The sequence below is a fragment of the Microcystis sp. 49638_E5 genome (assembly GCF_021300285.1).
Taxonomy (GTDB): domain Bacteria; phylum Cyanobacteriota; class Cyanobacteriia; order Cyanobacteriales; family Microcystaceae; genus Microcystis; species Microcystis aeruginosa_C.
In genome coordinates, this window is record NZ_JAJTDH010000037.1 from 17,480 (window position 1) to 38,467 (window position 20,988).

General features: G+C 41.7%; 22 protein-coding genes. 14 read left to right on the forward strand and 8 right to left on the reverse strand.

Going from position 1 to position 20,988, the window contains the following annotated elements; translation table 11 throughout:
• Window positions 1–42 precede the first annotated feature (42 nt).
• On the reverse strand, window positions 43–951 hold the full coding sequence (gene menA, locus LW728_RS12325; protein WP_287671531.1) for a 2-carboxy-1,4-naphthoquinone phytyltransferase: 909 nt from the start codon (window positions 949–951) through the stop codon (window positions 43–45).
• Between the two features lie 229 nt (window positions 952–1,180).
• Between menA and LW728_RS12330 the strand changes: the two genes are divergently transcribed.
• Entirely contained in the window at window positions 1,181–1,474 is a 294-nt protein-coding gene (locus tag LW728_RS12330) for a hypothetical protein (protein WP_002760270.1), read from the forward strand.
• Here the strand turns inward: LW728_RS12330 and hrcA are convergent.
• Together hrcA and LW728_RS12340 are read right to left on the reverse strand one after the other, a co-directional pair.
• Window positions 1,461–2,537: a heat-inducible transcriptional repressor HrcA gene (gene hrcA / locus LW728_RS12335; protein WP_002800652.1), complete on the reverse strand. Its 1,077-nt coding sequence runs from the start codon at window positions 2,535–2,537 to the stop codon at window positions 1,461–1,463. The two genes, LW728_RS12330 and hrcA, sit on opposite strands and share 14 nt — an antisense overlap.
• 338 nt (window positions 2,538–2,875) lie before the next feature.
• Window positions 2,876–3,214, reverse strand: coding sequence for a rhodanese-like domain-containing protein (locus tag LW728_RS12340; protein WP_002800651.1), 339 nt, complete (start codon window positions 3,212–3,214; stop codon window positions 2,876–2,878).
• Window positions 3,215–3,591: 377 nt separating this feature from the next.
• On the opposite strand from LW728_RS12340, the gene sbcC reads away from it, so the two are divergent.
• The 3 genes from sbcC to recJ all read left to right on the forward strand — a co-directional run bounded on the left by sbcC (window position 3,592) and on the right by recJ (window position 9,241).
• Complete coding sequence (sbcC, locus tag LW728_RS12345) at window positions 3,592–6,615, forward strand: exonuclease subunit SbcC (protein ID WP_287766818.1); 3,024 nt, start codon at window positions 3,592–3,594, stop codon at window positions 6,613–6,615.
• A 19-nt stretch (window positions 6,616–6,634) separates the two neighbouring features.
• Entirely contained in the window at window positions 6,635–6,889 is a 255-nt protein-coding gene (locus LW728_RS12350) for a MoaD/ThiS family protein (protein WP_287766819.1), read from the forward strand.
• 69 nt (window positions 6,890–6,958) lie between these two features.
• Window positions 6,959–9,241, forward strand: coding sequence for a single-stranded-DNA-specific exonuclease RecJ (gene recJ / locus LW728_RS12355; RefSeq protein ID WP_287766820.1), 2,283 nt, complete (start codon window positions 6,959–6,961; stop codon window positions 9,239–9,241).
• A 57-nt stretch (window positions 9,242–9,298) separates the two neighbouring features.
• On the opposite strand, the gene LW728_RS12360 is transcribed toward recJ, so the two are convergent.
• On the reverse strand, window positions 9,299–10,279 hold the full coding sequence (locus tag LW728_RS12360; RefSeq protein WP_287766822.1) for a spermine/spermidine synthase domain-containing protein: 981 nt from the start codon (window positions 10,277–10,279) through the stop codon (window positions 9,299–9,301).
• A 174-nt stretch (window positions 10,280–10,453) separates the two neighbouring features.
• Here LW728_RS12360 and accA point away from each other — a divergent pair, with 174 nt between their 5' ends.
• Entirely contained in the window at window positions 10,454–11,443 is a 990-nt protein-coding gene (gene accA, locus LW728_RS12365) for an acetyl-CoA carboxylase carboxyl transferase subunit alpha (protein WP_002744097.1), read from the forward strand.
• A gap of 487 nt (window positions 11,444–11,930) precedes the next feature.
• On the opposite strand, the gene LW728_RS12370 is transcribed toward accA, so the two are convergent.
• From LW728_RS12370 to rplU, 3 genes are all read right to left on the reverse strand, one after another.
• Window positions 11,931–12,608: a phytanoyl-CoA dioxygenase family protein gene (locus tag LW728_RS12370; protein ID WP_287766824.1), complete on the reverse strand. Its 678-nt coding sequence runs from the start codon at window positions 12,606–12,608 to the stop codon at window positions 11,931–11,933.
• A 147-nt stretch (window positions 12,609–12,755) separates the two neighbouring features.
• Window positions 12,756–13,025 carry a 50S ribosomal protein L27 gene (gene rpmA / locus LW728_RS12375; RefSeq protein WP_002744094.1) on the reverse strand — a complete coding sequence of 90 codons (270 nt, stop codon included), beginning with the start codon at window positions 13,023–13,025 and terminating at the stop codon, window positions 12,756–12,758.
• Between the two features lie 34 nt (window positions 13,026–13,059).
• Entirely contained in the window at window positions 13,060–13,449 is a 390-nt protein-coding gene (gene rplU, locus LW728_RS12380; RefSeq protein ID WP_002800643.1) for a 50S ribosomal protein L21, read from the reverse strand.
• A 194-nt stretch (window positions 13,450–13,643) separates the two neighbouring features.
• On the opposite strand from rplU, the gene murQ reads away from it, so the two are divergent.
• The 9 genes from murQ (at window position 13,644) to LW728_RS12425 (ending at window position 20,561) form a co-directional block, all read left to right on the forward strand.
• On the forward strand, window positions 13,644–14,564 hold the full coding sequence (gene murQ / locus LW728_RS12385; protein ID WP_287766826.1) for an N-acetylmuramic acid 6-phosphate etherase: 921 nt from the start codon (window positions 13,644–13,646) through the stop codon (window positions 14,562–14,564).
• A gap of 27 nt (window positions 14,565–14,591) precedes the next feature.
• Window positions 14,592–16,082: a site-2 protease family protein gene (locus LW728_RS12390; RefSeq protein WP_002800641.1), complete on the forward strand. Its 1,491-nt coding sequence runs from the start codon at window positions 14,592–14,594 to the stop codon at window positions 16,080–16,082.
• Between the two features lie 180 nt (window positions 16,083–16,262).
• On the forward strand, window positions 16,263–16,628 hold the full coding sequence (locus tag LW728_RS12395; protein WP_287766827.1) for a DUF4164 domain-containing protein: 366 nt from the start codon (window positions 16,263–16,265) through the stop codon (window positions 16,626–16,628).
• A gap of 109 nt (window positions 16,629–16,737) precedes the next feature.
• Window positions 16,738–17,316, forward strand: a complete 579-nt coding sequence (locus LW728_RS12400) for an esterase/lipase family protein (RefSeq protein ID WP_002800639.1) — start codon at window positions 16,738–16,740, stop codon at window positions 17,314–17,316.
• 94 nt (window positions 17,317–17,410) lie between these two features.
• Window positions 17,411–17,833 (forward strand): ssr2422 family thylakoid membrane protein, encoded by a 423-nt coding sequence (locus LW728_RS12405; RefSeq protein WP_287664160.1) that lies wholly within the window; start codon window positions 17,411–17,413, stop codon window positions 17,831–17,833.
• A gap of 69 nt (window positions 17,834–17,902) precedes the next feature.
• Window positions 17,903–18,361 (forward strand): 50S ribosomal protein L9, encoded by a 459-nt coding sequence (rplI, locus tag LW728_RS12410; protein ID WP_002737358.1) that lies wholly within the window; start codon window positions 17,903–17,905, stop codon window positions 18,359–18,361.
• A gap of 99 nt (window positions 18,362–18,460) precedes the next feature.
• Complete coding sequence (locus LW728_RS12415; RefSeq protein ID WP_045358415.1) at window positions 18,461–19,045, forward strand: chromophore lyase CpcT/CpeT; 585 nt, start codon at window positions 18,461–18,463, stop codon at window positions 19,043–19,045.
• 22 nt (window positions 19,046–19,067) lie between these two features.
• Entirely contained in the window at window positions 19,068–19,868 is an 801-nt protein-coding gene (xth, locus tag LW728_RS12420; protein ID WP_287766828.1) for an exodeoxyribonuclease III, read from the forward strand.
• 138 nt (window positions 19,869–20,006) lie between these two features.
• On the forward strand, window positions 20,007–20,561 hold the full coding sequence (locus tag LW728_RS12425; RefSeq protein WP_002800635.1) for a hypothetical protein: 555 nt from the start codon (window positions 20,007–20,009) through the stop codon (window positions 20,559–20,561).
• Here the strand turns inward: LW728_RS12425 and LW728_RS12430 are convergent, their stop codons facing one another.
• Complete coding sequence (locus tag LW728_RS12430; RefSeq protein WP_002782546.1) at window positions 20,562–20,879, reverse strand: hypothetical protein; 318 nt, start codon at window positions 20,877–20,879, stop codon at window positions 20,562–20,564.
• Window positions 20,880–20,988: the final 109 nt, after the last annotated feature.

Genomic DNA, 20,988 nt, shown 5'->3' on the forward strand with positions numbered 1-20,988 from the left:
ACTGATAACTGATAAAGGGGTTTAAGAAAAAAATCGGGTTGATCAACGGGAAGCAAGGCAATAGCCAAGGGAGAAGAGAATGCCACTAAAAAAGTGAAGATTAACCGCTATAAACTTGCAGTTACTGACTAGCTGAGGTTGATCGTGATTTTGGTTAACGTGGTGGACTAATTGCCAAGCGAAAGGGAGACTAAGGAAGATTAAAAGGGTGAGAGGGGGATAAACCTGCAGCAGCACAAAAACCACCGTTAAAACATAAACGATAACCGTCACTGCGGTTAAAACTTTAGAACCTTTTAAAGTACCTAAACGAGCAATAGGTGATTTTTTACCCGCTTTGAGATCATCGGCGACTTGATGGAAATGGGAACAAAAAAGGATGATAGAAGTGGTAATCCCGATAATAATTGAAGCCGCTAGACTAGAGACAGAAAAAGAACCTGCTTGGGAATAGTAGGCAGCGGCAATCGCCAAGGGTCCAAAAGTAAAGAAACAGATAATTTCACCTAATCCTTGATAACCGAGACGGAAGGGAGGCCCTTGATAGGTATAGCCCAAAAAACAGCAGAGGGCGATTAATTCTAGGATCATCCAATCGCCTCGCCAATAACTAATAGCAAAAATACCAGCAATACCCACTAATAGAAAAAGATTACTTAGCCAGAAAATTAAAGATTTATTGCCAGTTAAATTAACGATCGAATGAGCTTTATTAACATCGATCCCAGTATCGGCATCAAAAACATCATTACTGAGATTTAACCAAGCGAGAATTAAAATAGCTGAGAGGATAAAAGTGGCAAAAATCGGCAGAGAAAATCCACCTGTTTCCTGATAAGCGATCGCTGTTCCCAGAATAATCGGTATAATCGCCACACTGTACATTGGTGGTTTAAGGGCTGCTAACCAGAGTTTTTTGGGTGAGGGAGTGGTGATAGTATCGGTGGTCATAGCTGAATAATAATCAGGAAAACTCGATCGCTCTAGGGATAAAAAACGAGGGTTTAAGGTAGAATTATAGCTTTTTGTGCCTCAACTAGAAAGGCGGCATTTCCTATTTGTGGTGATCAACAGAAGTTATTAAAAATGGCAGGGGTGCAGGGGATGCGCCCAAAATTTAACATAGGGTGTTATTCTCTAGACGGTAAGCTGAAAATTCCTATAACTTTCCTAGCCACCGATGAGAGCGATCGCTAAAGATGATATTCTTTATATTCACCATGAGGATGTACCTGTTTATAAAAAAGGGGGTTCAGTGGTGAGAAATAGTTATTTTTGGGCGCTAAAATCGATCGCCTGTGGAGCGCGTCGGGGACAGGATTGGGAGTTTGATGCGGAGGTGTGGGTGGCGCTGGTGCGGATGTTGCTCTGTTTTGCCAATTCTGGCTATTTGGGGGATGGTGAGACAATTTTAGAGTTTACTGTCGATTGTCCTATTCCCGAACCTTTGCGGGGGATATCTACTTACTTATAGCCTCGCTGAGATAGTTAGCGGTGGATTCTACTAGGGGAATGGTATTTTCGTATAACATTCGCGTCGGTCCGATAATGCCAACACTACCGACGGGAGTATCTCCCTGTTTATAAAAAGCGGAGATAAGAGTACAAGGACGCATGGATTCCAGAGGATTTTCGGAACCAATAGTGATTTTGACTTTTTTAGCTGATTTTTCCGGTTCTGGTCTTTGTAAAATCAGGGGTAAAAGGCGATCCTGTTCCGCTTCCAATAGATGCAGTAACATTTGTACTTGTTGCCATTGGGCGAATTCTGGCTGTCGAATGACTTCAGCGACACCATGGACGATAATCTCCGGGGTGGCAGTGGATTGGAGACTAGCGCCGATTTCTTGGCTTAATTGTTGGAGAAAATGGGTATAACGGGTAAATTCTCGCTCGATTTGCTGCCAATCGAGGTTAATTAAATCTGCCAAGCAATAACCTTTTAATTTTTCCCCGAGAAAATTAGAGAGGATTTGTAATTCTTCTGCTAATCCATCCTTCTTGTCCGTTGCCATAGACTCAGGAATCTCTATCATAACCGAGCGTGTTTGTAAACTATCTGTAACAATAATTAACATTATCTGCCGGTCCGAGACGGGGACTAATTGCAGATGACGCAGGGTATTGGTGAGGGTGTGGGGGAGGGTAACGATAGCGATATAACCGCTTAAACCGGCTAAAAGTTGGGTGGCCCGTTGTAGCAGACTTTCGAGACTCCAAGCAGGAGACTTAGCGTTTTTATGCAGATAATAGCCGATTTTTTCGCCGATACGGTCATCGGGAGTCATTAACTCATCGACGTAGAGACGATAACCCCAATCGGAGGGAATGCGTCCGGAGGAAGTGTGGGGTTGATAGAGTAAACCTTCTTTTTCCAGTTTACCGAGAGCATTGCGAATAGTGGCGGAACTAATAGTAAATTTGTACTCTTCGAGTAGAGTTTTCGAGCCAACTGGTTCGGCCGTGGCAATATAATGTTGGATTGTGGCCTTAAGGATATGTTGATAGCGATCGCTGAGATGGTTTCTAGCGGACATAGGGGAATAATCTTAACAAAAGATTTATAACATTTTTTTAGACAGTATAACGCTTAATCAGTTATCAGTTATCAGTTATCAGTTATCAAGGTTCTTCGTTACTTGGTATGGTTCGATCGGGTGGCATAAATCGACTATATCCTTATCTGGCAAGAGATTTAATTGATTAGTTCGCTCTAGATCAAAAACAATTGACAAAAATCGCAGCAATGTCTGTCTCTATAAGGGTTTCATTCCTTATAACCCCGTCCATTGCAGAAGACAAACCGAAGAACCGTAATCAATGGGGAGAAAGGGGATAGTGTACCCCTCTCTTTTCCCGATGGGGGCGATCAAAATTAGTAACGGGGAATATTAGGATCGACGAGGAGGGAATAAGCATCGATGCCACCGTTAATATTTTTAACATTAGTAAAACCCTGACTTTGTAGCCATTGGCACATCTGTAGGGATCTCATGCCATGGTGACAGATAACGAGGGTTTCTGCTTGGGGGTTGAATTGGCTGGCAATAGTGGGCGACCATTCTTGGTATTGACTCAAGGGTAAAATGGTAAAATTGGCTACAAATGCCATGGCAACTTCCTCCGGTTCGCGCACATCAATAAGTTGTAAATTAGGATCATGATCGGCTAAACGGAGAGCGAGTTCATGGACGCTAATTTCGGGAATGCTCATAGATTTGGTTTTAAGAATCGGTTATCTTTCCTTTAGAGTAGCAAATCGAGGGACCCTGAGCGGTTATCTGTGAACAGTGCCTAGGTTGTGATGATGGTGAGGAGAATTCTGAGGAACAAAAAAAGCGCATTTGTCCCCGGCTGGATTTCAGTTAAGCTTTGATCAGAGGTTATTGCAGGAGGGAGTTATTGATACCGAATAGATTCACCCAGATGTATTGCGCTGAAGCTATCTTTTCCCCAGTTTTTTATCCTCTGATTAATTTCTAATCTGTACTGCATTCTCTCCCTCTCCCCACCTCCCCACTTCCCCACTCCCATCCCCCCACCTCCCCACTTTATAATTCATAATTCATAATTCATAATTCCTCCCAGCTTATGATTCCCCTACAATTAACCCTGAAAAATTTTCTCAGTTATCGCGAGGCAGTGCTAGATTTTCGCGGATTACATACTGCCTGTATTTGTGGTGCCAATGGTGCGGGAAAATCCTCTTTACTCGAAGCAATTACTTGGGCAATTTGGGGAGAAAGTCGCGTCTCGATTGCTGATGATGTCATTCATGCGGGCAGCGATTATGCGCGGGTAGATTTCGAGTTTAGTTATGGGGGAGAAATTTATAAAATTATCCGTAGTCGTCACCGGGGGGGAAAAGCTTCTGGTTTAGATTTTCAGGTGATTAATGATCAAAGTTTTCGTCCTTTGTCGGGCAAAAGTATTAAAGATACCCAAGCACAGATTAATACTTATCTAAAAATAGACCATAAAACTTTCATTAATTCTGCTTATTTACGACAGGGACAAGCGGACGAGTTTATGAAACAGCCTCCCAGTGGTCGTAAACAGATTTTAGCAGAATTATTACAACTCGATCGCTATGAAATTTTAGCAAATAAAGCTAAGGATATATCGAAACAATTTGATGGACAGTCCCTCCAGATTGAGCAGCAAGTAGAAACGATAAAACTCCGTCTTCAGGAGAAAAATTCTTATCGGGAACACCTGCAAGAGTTAAGCACCCAAATTAACCAAATTAATCAAGAACAAGAGGTAAATAATCGGCGTTTACAGCAACTGCAAGGGGAAGAAAATCAGCGTCATAATTGGGAAAAACAGCTGCAGTGGCAAAGAGAACAGGAGCGAGCTTTATTAGCGGAAATCGAGAGATTAGACCGGGAAAAAGTTAGTCTAGACAATCAATTAAATCAAATAAGGACTATTCTTCATCGCAAAAATGAGATTATTACCGCACACGAGCGCCTAATCAATTTAGACCAGAAAGAGGCCAGTTTGTCAAGTCAATTGCAAGCTTGGCAACAGGCCCAGTATGATAAACAACAATTAGAACAGAAATTACAGCAAAAAATTAACGAATTTACCCTTCCCATCCAACAAACGAGCGCTCGTTTAGAAGAATTGGGAAGACAGGAACAAGAAACTCAAAAAATTATCGAGCAAGCGGGAGATATTCAAGCAGGATTAGAGAAGTTAAATTATCATCGTCAACGTCTTCAGGAATTGGATAGATTAGCTTTAAAATATGCTCCTTTAAATAGCAGAAAAGCTGATCTAAATATGCAGTTGGAACGGGAAAAAGCCAGGATTAATGCTCGTTGGGAACAATTGCAAAGAAATCGGCAACAATTAGAGACAGAAATCGCTCGTATTCCTCTACTAAGAGAGGAAGCTCTCAATTTAGCCAAACGGATTAAGGAACTAGATAAAAAACAAACCTATTGTGAACGAGTTGAAGAAAAGGAAACTCTTAAACAAGTGGATAAAAAAAGTTTATTGGATCAACAGAAAAGATATGAAGAACAACTTTTAGAGTTAACTGATAAATTGGAAAAATTAAATATTCCCGATTCGGTTTGTCCTTTGTGTGAACAGAATTTAGACAGTCATCACCGTCATCAAGTAATCAGGAAAACCCATCAACATCAAGAACAAATTCAAGAGCAAATTTGGTCTCTACAGGAACGGATGGCAGACTGCGATCGAGATTTAAAACGTTTAGGGGAGGAATTAGCCCAAATTAAACAAGAATTGCCAGTAAGATCGAATCTACAACAAAAGTATGTGCAGTTGGAAGTCAAGTTAGAAACTATTGAAGAAAAGGAAATAGAACTAGAGAAAACCGAGGAGATACTTGCAGAGTTAGAAGCACTTTTAAGCAGTGGTAATTATGCCCTAGAATTACAGCAAGAATTGCAAATTGTCAATCAAGAAATTGCCTTATTAAATTATGATGAACAAAGTCATGCTTTAGTCAGAGGAGAAGAAAAAAGATGGCGTTGGGCAGAAATTCAAGAATCAGAACTTAAGCAAGCAAACCGTCGTTTAGCTAATATCAATGCCGAGAAACCTAATTTAATTAATCGATTAGCTAGACTAGAACAGGAGAAACAAGAACTAGGTCAAAACTCCCCACTTAAACAGGAAATTGAACGCTTAGAAAAGCTTATTCAAAACTTGAATTATGATCGCGGTGAACATCAGAATATTCAAAATCTGATCCGACAATTACAGGGGGTAAGATTACAGTATCAAGACTGGCAACAAGCAGAAAAAAATTATCCAGAAATAGCCGCTAAAATCGCTGACATTGAGCAAAGATTACAGGTGCGAAATGAGGATCACCAGAAGATAAATCAGGAGTTAGCCAATATTAGTCAAAAGATTGGTACTTTGACCGACTATCGCCAAGAAATAGCTGCATTATCGACTAATATTCAACAGCGAAGACAGATAATTGATGGATTGCTCTCCCAAAAAGGTCGGGTTGAGGAGAAGTTACATCAACTAGAAACTTTAGGTAAACAACTGACAGAAAAAGAGAGTGATTTAGCTAAAGTTAAAAAACAATATACAGTTTATAAAGAGTTAGCCATAGCTTTCGGTAAAAATGGTTTACAAACTATGATGATTGAGAATGTTTTACCAGAGTTGGAAGCACAAACTAATCATATTTTAGCTCGCTTAACTGGTAATCAATTTCATGTGCATTTTTTAACCCAAAAAAGTGGTAAAGGTACTAAGAAACAGCAACAAAAGTCAATCGATACTTTAGATATTATTATTGGTGATACCAGGGGATCTCGTCCCTACGAAACCTATTCAGGAGGGGAAGCTTTTCGGATTAATTTCTCGATTCGATTAGCTTTAGCGAGATTATTGGCACAAAGAGCGGGAACAGCCTTACAAATGCTCATTGTTGACGAGGGATTCGGAACTCAGGATGCGGAGGGATGCGAGCGCTTAATCGCGGCAATTAACGCTATATCCGCCGATTTTGCCTGTATTTTGACTGTAACTCATATGCCCCAATTTAAAGAAGCTTTTCAACATCGCATCGAAGTCCGCAAAACCGAACAGGGTTCCCAATTGATGTTATTATCCTAGGAAAAATATTGATGTAAATATGGAAAAAATTACGGTTACAGTAAAACTATTTGCTATTTATCAAGAAGTCTATCAAACTTCACAATTAAACCTCGAATTTCCTGCCCACACTTCCGTGGCAGCAGTGTTAAACTATATTATAGCCCCCTATCCTCAATTAGAAAGATGGCGCGGTGTTACTCGTTTTGGAGTTAATCTTCAGTTTGTTTCGGGAGAGAAAATCCTCGAAAATGGCGATGAGATAGTTTTAATTCCCCCCGTTAGTGGTGGCTAAATGGAGATAGGGAAAATCACAAAAGTTGACTGTCACCTTTTTTCCTTTTTACTTTTTCCTTGATATCCCGTGTCTAACTGGCAAATTCCCCCATCGGTAGAGCTTCCCCAAGAGTTTTTAAAAATAGTCCAAGACTATACCCCAGAGTCGAATGGCAGCGTCGTGGCACAAATATTATGGCATCGCGGTGTCCGGGATGTGGTGACTCTGGGGACGTTTCTGGATGAGAAAGCTTATCAGTCAAAAACTCCCTTTGATTTTGGGCAAGAAATGAACTTCGCCGTCAAAAGACTGGAAAAAGCCCTAAATAAAGGTGAAAAAGTGACTATTTGGGGTGATTTCGATGCCGATGGTGTCACCGCTACCAGTGTCCTCTGGGAAGGATTGGGACAGTTTTTCCCACCCTATCAACAGTTAGATTATTACATACCCGATCGCCAAAAAGAATCCCACGGCCTCAATTCTCCTGGTATCGAGAAACTAGCGCGTCAAGGAACCAGTTTAATCGTCACCTGTGACACAGGAAGCACGAATATCGCCGAAATTGACTATGCAAACAGTCTAGGCATCGATATTATCATCACCGATCATCATACCCTACCCGACGAGCGCCCCGAGGTGATTGCCCTGATTAATCCCCGCTACTTTGTGGAAACCCATCCTTTCTATCATCTTTCTGGGGTTGCCGTTGCTTATAAATTAGTGGAAGCGATGTATATAACCCTGCCAGATATTCCCAGAAAACCCCTAGAAAATTTACTCGATTTAGTTGCGATTGGTTTAATTGCCGATTTAGTCAAATTGACGGGAGAATGTCGTTATTTAGCCCAAAAAGGTATTCAAAAACTCCAAAACACTCAGCGTTTGGGAGTTAAAAAATTACTCGATTTATGTAACAAAACCGGAGATAGACCGCTGGATATATCCTTCGGTATTGGACCGCGCATTAATGCCGTCAGTCGCATTTATGGCGATGCCAGATTTTGTGTAGAATTACTTACCAGTGAAGATGAAAAACGTTGTCACGAATTAGCTGAACAAGCGGAATTGGCCAATATTCGTCGCCAAGAAATCCAACGGGATATTATTAAACAAGTTCAGAAAAAATTAGAGAGAATTGATCTTTCTACCACTAATGTAATTATTTTAGATGATCCCCAATGGATGGCGGGAATTTTAGGATTAGTTGCGGGACAAATTGCCCAAGAATACCAACGACCAACAATTTTATTAAGTACCAGTGAACCACCTTTTGCTAAGGGTTCCGCTCGGTCAATTCGCGAGATCGATCTCTATCAATTAGTATCCTCTCAATCCCATCTTTTACATCGTTTTGGTGGTCATCCTTTGGCCGCAGGTTTAAGTTTAACCATAGAAAATTTACCCCTATTTATTGAGGGAATTAATCAACAGTTGCGACGCACAGGAATTGATTTAACTTCCCTTTCTTCCGAGATAGAAGTGGATGCGGTGGTGACGGTTTCCCAATTGGGAAAAAGTCTATTTCGAGAATTAAAATTACTGGAACCCTGCGGGATGGGTAATCCGACACCGAAGCTATTAATTCAAAATTGTTATTTTCAAAATCTTTGGCATAAAAATCTTGAGGATTTCAAAGGCAAAAAAATCGCTTATCCCCGGACAACTTTTGAGATCTGGGATAGTTCAATCGAGCAGGGTTTCCCCGGTATGTGGTGGGGTCATCACAAAGACGAAATTGCTGCCGATACCCGTTATGATGCCGTAGTTGAATTAGATTTTAATACCTACAAAAATCGCTATGAAGTGCGCTTAATTGCCCTGCAAACTTATCAACAACAATCCCTAACCTATAGCAATAAAAAAGATTTTTTAATCGACAATCGCCATCGAGAAATTAGTCAAGAAGTTAGCCAATTAAATCCCCTTTTTCTCCTGGAATGTCCCCGGGATTGGACAAAACTTTCCAGGGAATATCAACAGGCAATTTTACGCGATAAAAAGTTAGTTCTTGCCTATGCTAGTCCTTTGAAAAAATCCGCTCACACCACATGGATAAACCTTGTGGGGATTGGGAAATATTTAGCTAGAACTAAAACCAGTATTTCCCGTCAACAATTACAAAACCGCTTAAACCTCAGTTATCATACCCTAGAATTAGGATTAATTTTCCTAGCAGAAAATGGCTTTAAAGTCAAGAAAAATCAAGAAAATTTATCCTTTGAATTAGTCAATCATGAGGCAAAAATTAATAAGATTGAGCAATTTCTAGAAGCAGTGGCCCTAGAAAACTTTCTCCAGCAATACTTTGCTACTGTTCCCCTAGAAATTCTGCAAACAATTCTTAATCATGAAGACTCGATCGATTTCTAGTTATAACCCGGCTCTCTTGGATTTGGTGGGTAAAATGTATTCTAAGATACATTCCTTCTAGCGAGGGGGTGGAACGAACCACAAAGACACAAAGGACACAAAGATTGATCGATCATATTGTAATTTCGGGGGTTTTGCTAGGGTATAAACTTCCGTATTTTGTGCGATTGCTTGACGAATATAGAGAGGAGTTTGTAACATTCCGAGTAAACTCATGCCATCAATTAAACGTAATCCTCCCGTAGTTGTATCGGTGATTAATTCATCCACCACATCGGGATCGGGACGAGTATTTAAAGGATGATTAGCACAGAGAGTAAAACCCCAAGGGGAACCATAACTAGGAGTGGGAGCGCAATAGGAATGAACGTAGGGAAAAACTGCTTTTAAAGTATTCACCAAACGCGCATGATACATCACCGAAGGGGGAGAAACCGGGCCAGATTGGACAACCACAATGCCATTTTCTGCCAAAACTCTTTGTAGTTTTTCAAAGTATTCTTTCGTAAATAGGGGGAAAGAGGGACCCTCTTCGATGGGATCAACCAGATCAGAAATAATAATATCCCATTTATCATTAGTGGTGTCTAAAACCTCTAAAGCATCAGCCACAACTAACTGAAAACGAGGATCATCAAAAGTGCCTTGGTGCATTTCGGGAAGATGTTCCTTACAAGCTGCCACCACATCCCCATCGATATCGATCATCATCACTTTTTCGATTGTTTTCCAACGCAATAACTCCCGCGTTGTCGCACCTTCACCACCCCCCAGAATTAAAGCAGTTTTTGCTTCTTGGTGGGCAATCATTGCCGGTTGCACTAATGCTTCATGATAAATAAATTCATCCCCCGTACAGGATTGCCATTTGCCATCCAGTACCAAGGCTTTTCCATAGGCCCCCGATTCAACAATATACATCTCCTGAAAAGCGGTTTTTTTGTAGGCTAAAATCTGGGAAACCCCATGACTATAAATGTCCCAGGGGGTAATATATTCGTTAACCCATAGATCCGCTTTTAGTTCACTTCCTGCCATAACTAATCCTCCTTGGGGTGAAAAAGGCACGATCTACTATTATACGACAATTGACAGATTTAGATCGTTAACCTGAAATTATCTCCAGGTAATCCCGAAGCTGCCGATAATCGATCGCTGAAAAACGGTAAGCTAGAAAAGATTAGCTTCAAGTAAACTTCTAGCCACTAACCTATGACTAAAAACGAGACTACCGAGAAAAAGATTTTTCTCCTAGATTTTGAGAAACCCCTTTACGAATTAGAATCCCGCATCGAACAGATTAAAGAATTAGCCCAAGAAAATAGCGTAGATGTCTCGGAACAAATTAGTCAACTAGACGAACGAGCTAATCAATTACGTCGTGAAATTTTTAGCAATCTCACCCCTTCCCAAAGGCTACAATTAGCCCGTCATCCCCGGCGCCCCAGTACCCTAGACTATATTCAGGCAATCACCGATGAATGGTTCGAGTTACACGGTGATCGCGGTGGTTACGACGATCCCGCCCTTGTGGGTGGTGTTGCCCGTTTTAACGGTCGTCCCGTGGTGATTATCGGACATCAAAAAGGCCGGGATACTAAGGATAATGTGGCTAGAAATTTCGGCATGGCTGCCCCCGGCGGTTATCGTAAAGCCATGCGTTTAATGGAACACGCCCATCAGTTTAATCAGCCAATTTTAACCTTTATTGACACCCCCGGCGCCTGGGCGGGGGTGGAAGCGGAAAAATTAGGTCAAGGGGAAGCGATCGCCTATAATCTTCGGGAGATGTTCCGTTTAGATGTGCCGATCATTTGTACTGTTATTGGCGAAGGTGGTTCCGGCGGTGCTTTGGGCATTGGGGTCGGCGATCGCCTATTAATGTTAGAGCATTCTGTCTATACCGTGGCGACTCCCGAAGCTTGTGCCGCCATTCTCTGGAAAGATGCCAAAAAATCCGATAAAGCAGCAGTTGCCCTCAAAATTACCTCAAAAGATTTAAAAGAGTTAAATATTATCGATCAGATCGTTCCTGAACCCTCCAGAGGGGCCCATGCTGATCCGATTAAAGCGGCAGCCAATTTAAAAGCCGCTATTAGTGAAAATTTAGAGGCTTTATCTTTGTTAACTCCCCAACAACGGCGCGAATCTCGTTATCAAAAATTCCGCAATTTAGGCGTATTTTTAGAAGCTACCGCTTAATCAGTGATCGGTGATCAGTTATACCAAATCCTGTTCACAAAGTAGAAGCATTCGGATAGGAAATCTACGGTTTCAGCGATAGGTTATTACCTCAATGCTTCGCCCCTACTTTCAAAATCTTGCACCTGCTTCGCAAAAAAGCCCCAAACCCCTTACCTCGTCTATATTTTACCTTTATTCAGCCAGCCCTAATTAGTGCGATTAATTCCGAGTTATTATTGGTACATTAATCTTACCAATTAAAAGGCCCCAAAGCCCGATCGTTGTAATCGCCACCCTCGGCAATAAAATGAATTACCATCGATTTACGGGTTAGCAGGTTATTATTAATCTTCCCCCCACCATGAATTAACATTCCGTGCCAGAGAAGAATCTCTCCTTTTTTAGCAGTAAATGATTGACAATCATAATTCTGAGCGCGCTGGTTAACATAATCTTGGTATTGGGGAATTTGAGCGGCAGTAATATTTTTAAGATTGACGGCGGGCTAGTCTGGAAAAAAGTCAGTTACTTTGATATTTTTATGAGATTTAGGATAAAAAATTAGCGGGCCAGCATCGGCGGAAATATCTTCCAAGGCAATCCAAACACCGACTAAATGATTAGCAGGATGAACATAAAAAACTGCCATATCCTCATGCAACCCCTGCTCTGTACCGTGCAGAAAGTTGATGGAATATCTCGGTTCGCAGGATTTGCCAATAATTAAATTAACTAAATCTCTCAGATTTTGATTGTCAAAAATTGCTCGAGCAGCGGGGGAAATCTCATGAAAGGCATGGAGTCGCCAAATAGAATTAACTAAGGCTTTTCTTTGCTCGATATCTAGGGCTAAAACTTGCTCGTGACTTAAACTCGCCGGTAGATTTTCTGCTTGAATGCCTTCAATTCTTAATCCAGGTATAGCCGATTCTAGGACAAATAAATCGGCTAATTCTGCTACTAAATTATCGATCGCCGTTGCGGGAATTAAATCTTTGACAATACAATAACCCAATTCTCGCCAATGGTCGAGGAGTTGATATTCTCGTTCGGAAATTCGCCGTTGTTGACGAGCTTTTTGCAGGGATTTTTCCGCTCGCGAGCGATCTAACCAGGGTAATTCGGCAGTAGAATCGAAAGACCAGGGCAAATTTTTTAAGATATCGGCAATTTTAAGAATCATACTCAGTTCATCTTTTCCGAGCTACTTTCGGACTATTTTAATCTATGAGCGCTCGATCTACCCTGTCAACAGATATAAATTATCTGAAAAAACCCCCTAGGATGAGTTAGGAGGTTACAGGGAAAAAATCAATCAGGGTTGATGGGATTAACTAGCGCTAACTTCAGCAGGATAAACGCTAACTTGACGGCGACTTTTATCCTTGTATTCAAATTTGACCACACCATCAATTAAAGCGAATAAAGTATCATCGCCACCACGACCGACATTTTTACCCGGGTGAACTTTAGTACCCCGTTGACGGATGAGAATATTTCCCGCTTTTACCACTTGACCACCGTAGCGCTTAACGCCTAGGCGTTGGGAACGAGAATCGCGTCCGTTGCGGGTACTACCCGTACCTTTCTTATGAGCCATAATTTCTCTCCAAATGCTTTTTTGATTCTAAAAGTTATTCTTCTTCATCGCTACTATCTTCCACAACTTCAGCGCCGGAGGTAGCAGCAGTGGCGACTAGGGTTTTACCGTTATAATTGATTGAATCAATCATAAAACGGGTAATTTCTTGACGATGACCGCGTTTTTTACGGGTTTTCTTTTTCGGGCGCATTTTATAGACAATAACTTTTTTGCCCCGACGATGTTGCATGACAGTCCCTTCCACGGTGGCCCCTTCGATAAAGGGCTGACCGATGCTAATATCATCCTCATCATGGATTAATAGCACTTTGTCGATGGTATGGGTACTTTGTTCATCGACGTGAAGAAGTTCGATATCGTAATAGCGACCGGGTTCTACCCGAATCTGTTTGCCACCGGTCTCAATAATTGCGTAACTCATGAATTTTCTGCGCTCGTTTTGCCGTACAGGTAGCTGAAAAAATTCCAGCTTTTGTGCTAATGTCCTCACCTGATCCGAGCAGGAATTGACACAATTTACTATTATCTAATATTCGGGCGGCAATTGTCAAGCTTTTAGCCCACCGATTGGCTATATACTGAAAATAATCTTACGAAAAACTCAATTAAACCGTTATGGAACAGTGGGAAAGCAGAGGACACCTGTTAACCGAACAAATTAACCCAAACAGCCTCAATTTAGACCAATTAAACCCGCTCGAATTGGTGGATCTCTTCAATCGCGAGGATGCCCAAACCCTAAAAGCGATCGCCATGGCCCGGCAAGAATTGGCCCTAGCGATCTCCCTGACCAGTCAAGCTCTGGCTAAAGGTGGTAGACTCTTTTACATTGGGGCGGGAACCAGTGGCCGGCTGGGGGTTTTGGACGCGGCCGAATGTCCTCCCACCTTCTGCACTCCCCCGGAATTGGTACAGGGAATTATTGCTGGTGGAGCGGCGGCGCTGGTGCGTAGTTCCGAAGATTTGGAGGATAAAGCGGAAGATGGGGCGGCGATTATTGCCCAGCGAGAAATTGACGAATTAGACGTGGTAGTGGGGATTACCGCCGGGGGTACCACCCCCTACGTTCACGGGGCTTTACAGGCGGCAAAACAGCGAGGTGCGACGACGATTGCTATTAGTTGTGTCCCCGCCGAACAAGTCGAGATCGCGGTGGATGTGGATATCCGCTTATTGACCGGACCAGAACTTCTGGCCGGCTCCACCCGCCTGAAAGCGGGAACAGTGACGAAAATGGCTTTAAATATCCTTTCCACAGGGACAATGGTCATGTTAGGCAAGGTTTACGGCAACCAGATGGTCGATGTGGCTGTTACTAATCATAAACTCCATGACCGCGCCCTGCGGATTATCTGTAACCTTAGCGATATTAGTCGTGAGGAAGCGGCAATTTTACTGGAAAAAAGTGGCCGCCGGGTTAAACTGGCTTTGTTAATGCAGAAAACGGGACTTTCGGCGGCGGCAGGACAAGAATTGTTACAAAAGCATCGAGGGCAATTACGGGCCGCCCTGCAAGCTTATAATCAAATTGATTGATAAAAACCTATTGATTTTGACTTTCCTATGGTTAATATTTCTTCGGAAATTGCTGCGGTCGCTGTTATTTTCCTCGTCGCTGGTGCTATCTTGACTTGGAGTTTTTATCGAGCTAAACCCTACGGCCAACTGGGAATTTTACCTTGGTTACAATCCTTGGTACTAATCGCTCCTTGGTTAATTTTTTTCGGGCTATTTGCGGCGGGAATTTATCTCAATCTAGCGGTAATTCTCTTTTTACTGGTTGCTTCCACCATTATCTATATTTATTTGGGCAACCGTTTACGGTTACTGAAAACCAATCAGATAATTGAACCGAAATTTAACCAGGCAGTTAGCCAGTCCGTTACTCCTCTAGAAACCACGGCAGCGGTGACAGTAATTGTACCAGATGTGATTCCAATTCCCGAAGAGGATTTAAAAGTTATTCAGAGCATTTTTGGGATAGATACTTTTTTTGCCACCGAGACTATCTCTTTTCAGGAAGGGGCAATTTTTAAAGGCAATTTACGAGGAGAACCGGATATCGTTCACTCTCGCTTAACCCAGAAATTAAGTAATCATTTTGGCGATAAATATCGTTTATTTCTGGTGGAAGGAACCGAGGAAAAACCTGTGGTAATTATCCTTCCCAAAACTAACGATCCTAGTCCTGCCACTCTTGCTCAAAAAAATCTCTCTTTAGTTTTGTTAGTAGCCACCATTGTCACCAGCTTAGAAGCGGCGGGAATTTTATTGGGTTTTGATTTGTTTAGTAATTGGCAGAGATATCGAGAAGCAATTCCCCTGAGTTTGGGTTTATGGTCGGTATTAATTGCCCACGAAATCGGTCATCTAATTATCGCTAAACGCCATAATGTTCGTCTCAGTTTACCCTATTTTCTTCCCACTTGGCAGATTGGTTCTTTTGGGGCGATTACTCGTTTTGAATCTTTATTACCTAACCGCAGTGTCCTATTTGATATAGCTTTCGCTGGTCCTGCTTTGGGAGGTTTGGTTTCTTTAATCTTATTAATTGTTGGACTGACTTTATCTAATTCGGCCAGCCTTTTTCAAATCCCTAGTACCTTTTTCCAAAGTTCAATTTTAGTGAGTTTTTTAGCGCGGATAGTTTTGGGCGACGAGTTACAAAATGCCGTTATCTCCGTGCATCCTTTAACTGTTATCGGTTGGTTAGGATTGGTGATTACCGCCCTTAATTTACTGCCCGCAGGACAGTTAGATGGTGGCAGAATTGTTCAGGCTATTTATGGTCGCAAAATTGCCCGCCGCACCACTGTGGCCACTTTGGTCATTTTGGGCATTATTTCCTTAGTTAATCCCAGTAATCCGATTCCTCTCTATTGGACAATTTTAGTCGCTTTTTTACAAAGAGAGTTGGAAAGACCGAGTTTAAATGAGTTAACCGAACCCGATGACACCCGCGCCGGTTGGGGTTTATTACTACTCTTTTTAATGTTAGCGACTCTGATTCCTTTAAGCCCTAGTTTAGCAGGACGGTTAGGCATCGGTGGCTAAATACTTCCCCGAAATTCTTGCCATTGATTGCCGTCAAAAAAAAGCTTGACAAAAACTCAAGTCTTGACTTATAATTTTCTTATAATGGGAATCCGTGTCCGCCTATAGACCCCTGATTTTTCCGTAAAATATAGCCTCCAGCATTTACCCCTGAAGATTTGACTTTTGGAGTTGCTCAAAATGTCTAACGAAACTGTCACTTATTCCCTAGAAGCTGTCCTGACAAGGATTGAGGGGAAAATCGACTCTCTGGAAAAACGTATTGACGAGAAAATCGACTCTCTGGAAAAACGTATTGACGAGAAAATCGACTCTCTGGAAAACCGTATTGACGAGAGATTTGACAAGATAGAAGACCGGTTAACTAAAGTAGAAATAGGACAGGCCGAACTCAAGGGAGATATTAAAGCTTTAGACGAAAAAATCAATGGATTAACTGCAAGGGTTGCCTATCAGGAATTCACCAATCGAGGGATTCTGATAGCACTGGTGGTCGCTATTTTAGGAGGTGCCGCTAAACTTTTTGGTTTTTTCCCTAATCCTTAGAAGTTGCCGGTAGCCGTACCTAGTAGATAGGCTCTTCCCAAAAATTTTTCGCTCATTACCCCGATCATCCGTTAGAATAGATTCAGAATTCAAGGATAAAATCTCATCTATGAATCCCGTTGTTTTGGTGCATGGTTTTCTGGACACTACGGCTGTTTTTAAACCGATGAGCGAGTATTTAAATTATCATGGTTGGCAGGTGCATAGTTTTAACCTAATTCCCAATCATGGTTACGAAAAGTTAGAAGTTTTAGCAGGTCAGGTGGACAATTATATCGAGAAAAACTTTGCTAAAGAGCAGAAAGTAGATCTGATTGGGTTTAGTATGGGAGGATTAATTACCCGCTACTACCTGCAAAGATTGGGAGGAGTGGCAAGAGTGCAACGTTACCTAAATATTTCTGCTCCGAATCGAGGCACTTTAACCGCGTATAGTTTACCCTTAGATGGGATTAGACAAATGCAGCCGGGGAGTCAATTTCTAGAGGATTTAAATCAAGATTGTCAACAAATTTTAAATAAAATTAAAACCACAATTATCTGGACTCCCTACGATTTAATGATATTTCCTGCCCATAGTTCCCGTTTATCGGTGGGCAAAGAAATTTCCATTCCCGTATTGCTTCATGCTTGGATGGTCAAAGATAGCAAAGTTTTAACAACAATTAAAGAGACCTTATTAGAATAGAAATACTGGTTGTCTCCAACACCTGAACAAGATCAAAATATTACCGACAAAAACGTTAATTATCATCAAAAAAGCTTGACTTAACGTTATAATTGTGCTAGGCGATCAAATTCCCCTAGGTGTCACTATGTCCACTCAAGAACCCACCCTAACCGATGTTCTCAACGAATTGAAAAGCTTCCAAACAGCAGTAAATCAACGTTTTGAAGCGATAGACCAAAGTTTTGAGGCGATAGACCAACGTTTTGAAGCGATAGACCAAAGTTTTGATGCTATGGGGCAACGCTTTCAGGAAATAGACCAACGTTTTGATGCTATGGGGCAACGCTTTCAGGAAATAGACCAAAGATTAGACAAGCTCGACTATAAATTTGACACCTACGAAAAAGCCTCCGAGAAAGTGCTGAGATTAGCCACAACAATTATTATCGCAGCCGCCACCGTAGCGGTTTTACCCTCGGCCTTTCAGGCAATCGGCCCCCTATTAACCCAAATAATCGCCGCCGGCAATAACTAACTTGTGATCGAGACTTGACGATTGCATGGTATGATAGGGGTTTTGGAACTATTGTTTTAGGTCAAGATCATGGCGAAACGAATGCAGGTTATCCTCAATCAAAAAGTCAGCAAATTAGGCGAAAATGGCGATGTGGTGGAAGTAGCCCCCGGTTATGCCCGCAATTACCTTATCCCCCAAGGTGTGGCCGTTTTAGCCACCAAGGGCGCGATTAAACAGGCAGAATTTAGGAAAGAAAAAGAGCGTCAACGTCTCCTCGCTGAAAAACAAGAAGCGGAAACCAGAAAAACTGCGATCGAAAAACTCAGTCCCTACACCATCCCTAAACAGGTGGGTGAAAATGAGGCAATTTTTGGTACTGTCACCAGTCAAGATGTGGCCACGGTTATTCTAGAAAATGCTAAATTAGAAATCGATCGCCGTGGTATTACCGTCCCCGATATCGGTCAATTAGGAGTCTATAAAGTACAAGTCAAACTCCATCCCGAAGTTAGTGCCGATATAGAAATTAAAGTAATTGCACAATAACAATTATCGGGGCATAGTTATCAGTAATCGGTGAAAACTTATCAGAGCAATTAACTAGCTGATGGCTGATAGCTAATAGCCATTCACATCTCAAAAACTATGACTCATCCCACGGATCTAAAAACCCTAGCACGCTGGATGGCGGCGGATTTTAGTAATCAAGAACAAGCTTTTGCTAATCCGCCTTTTTTCGCCCATATTCGCGTGTGTATGCGTCCTTTACCCGATGAATTACTGGGGGGAACCAGTTTATTTTTAGAGCAGGCCTACGATTTTATGCTCAATACTCCCTATCGTTTGCGAGTATTTAAATTGTCGGTAGTCGATGACCATATTGAACTAGAAAACTTTAAAGTTAAAGAGGAAGCTAACTTTTTTGGTGCTTCTAGAGAACCCCAGCGTCTCAAAAATCTCAGCTTAGAACTATTAGAACCGATGGCGGGTTGTGATATGAATGTCACTTGGACAGGTAACAGTTTTAAAGGGGTGGTGAAACCGGGTAAACAATGTTTAGTCTTTCGCAAAGATAGAATGACTTATTTGGATAATAGTTTTGAAATTAGTGAACGGGGATTAATTAGCGTTGATCGCGGTTTAGATCCCGAAACCGATCAATTAGTCTGGGGTTCGATCGCCGGTCCCTTTGAGTTTGTGCGTCGCAGTAGTTTTGCTGAGGAAGTGTGAGAAAAATTCTCGGTTTTTAGCTATGAAAATCGCCACATGGAATGTCAACTCGATTCGCAGCCGACAAGAGCAGGTAATTAACTGGTTACAACTCAATCCCGTTGAGGTTTTATGCTTGCAAGAAACCAAGGTAATCGATCGAGATTTTCCCAGAGAAGCTTTTGAATCTTTGGGTTATCATCTCTATATTTCTGGACAAAAATCCTATAATGGTGTGGCGATTTTTAGCCAGAAACCCATGGAGGATATCACTGTGGGATTTAGTCCCATTATCGGCGAAAATTTAACAGGAGAACTAGACGAACAGAAACGGCTAATTACTGGAGTAATCGGCGATATTCGGATTATTAATCTCTACGTTCCTAATGGTTCTTCCCTAGATAGTGACAAGTATATCTATAAGCTTAAATGGTTAGAAACTCTTAGGAAATATCTAGATAAAATTATTAATTCTCAACCTGAAGAATTATGTATCTGCGGAGATTTTAATATTGCCTTAGAAGATAAAGATATTTATGATCCCAAAGGCAAAGAAAATCATATCATGTCTTCAGCTAAAGAAAGAGAAGCTTTAGAAAAGGTCTTAGAAATTGGCTTACAAGATGCCTTTAGAAAATTCACATCGGACCCAGGACATTATAGTTGGTGGGATTATCGCAGCGGCGGTTTTGCTCGTAACCGAGGTTGGCGAATCGATCATCTTTATTTAACTCCTCAGCTATACGAAAAAGCCGTTAATTGTCTGATTGATCGAGAACCCAGAAAACAAGAAAAACCTAGCGATCATACCCCTGTTATTCTGGAAATATCAAGCCAAAAATAGCTAAAGGATCAACCTAGACTTTGCACAGCCAGAATTTTGCTCTGTTAGCTTCCCTAACCGGGGACTTTCAGCTTGAGGATTTATTCGGTAACGAGAAAATGCTATGATTCGGGTTGAATTTACCAAGTTTATTAAATTATGCGTTCTCCCCAATTAATTGTTCTATTGCTCGGTTTATCCCTTCTCCCCAGCATCTCCCCCCCTTTTGTCCACGCTAATCCCTCGATAGTGCCGGTGAAACAATCGAGTAATCGCGATGGGGGACAAACAATCAAGGAAGCGGAAATTAAAGCAATGATTCAAGACATTGAAACCGCTATTAAAGATAAAAATATCGCCCTAATCCTCAAACACTATGCCCCGTTTATTTCCTCGCAATTGACCATTAAAACCGATGCTAGTACCGAAATTTTTGAGTTAAATGGCATCACGGAACATAAAATATTTTTAGAGGAATCCTACAAAAATATTAGAAGTATAGAGGTTCTTTCTGAGAATTGGGACGTGGATATTCTTGCTAATGAGGAGATGGCGATTATCACTCGCGAGCGGGTAATCAATATTACCAACACCGAGGGTGATAACTATATAGTGGCATCGGAAGCAGTGGCTAAAGTCGCTCCCATCGACGGTAAATTGAGGATCTTTTCCATTCAAGAAACCGCCGAAGTGGGACGCAGACCAAAAAAATAATCAACCTCTCCGGTTGGGACTGGACCAACCCGACTCCCGCCGTCTTCTTCCCTCGATAAAACCGTCATCGTAGTCTCTAGAATTGCGCGGATTATCATAGCGGGCAAAGTTAAACCCGTCCTCTAGTCCGCGCTGAAATTCTTGCTCTGGTGGCACAAATCGATAACGTTGTCTATTATCCTGTACCGCCCGGTTGATTAACAAGGCCCCCGCTCCAATACCCACGGCCTCACCAAAGGTTAAAGACCTAGCATAATCGATGTTAATTGTCAAGAAAGTTGTTGTTAAAATTAAGGCTTTTCCCCAATGCTGACCCATAAAATCCTCCTTAAAAAAATCAAGTTGACAAAGAAACCATTACAGATACAGAGTTTCTCATAAAATCGACCACCGACTTCCCAAAACGGAAACCTTGTACCTCACCATT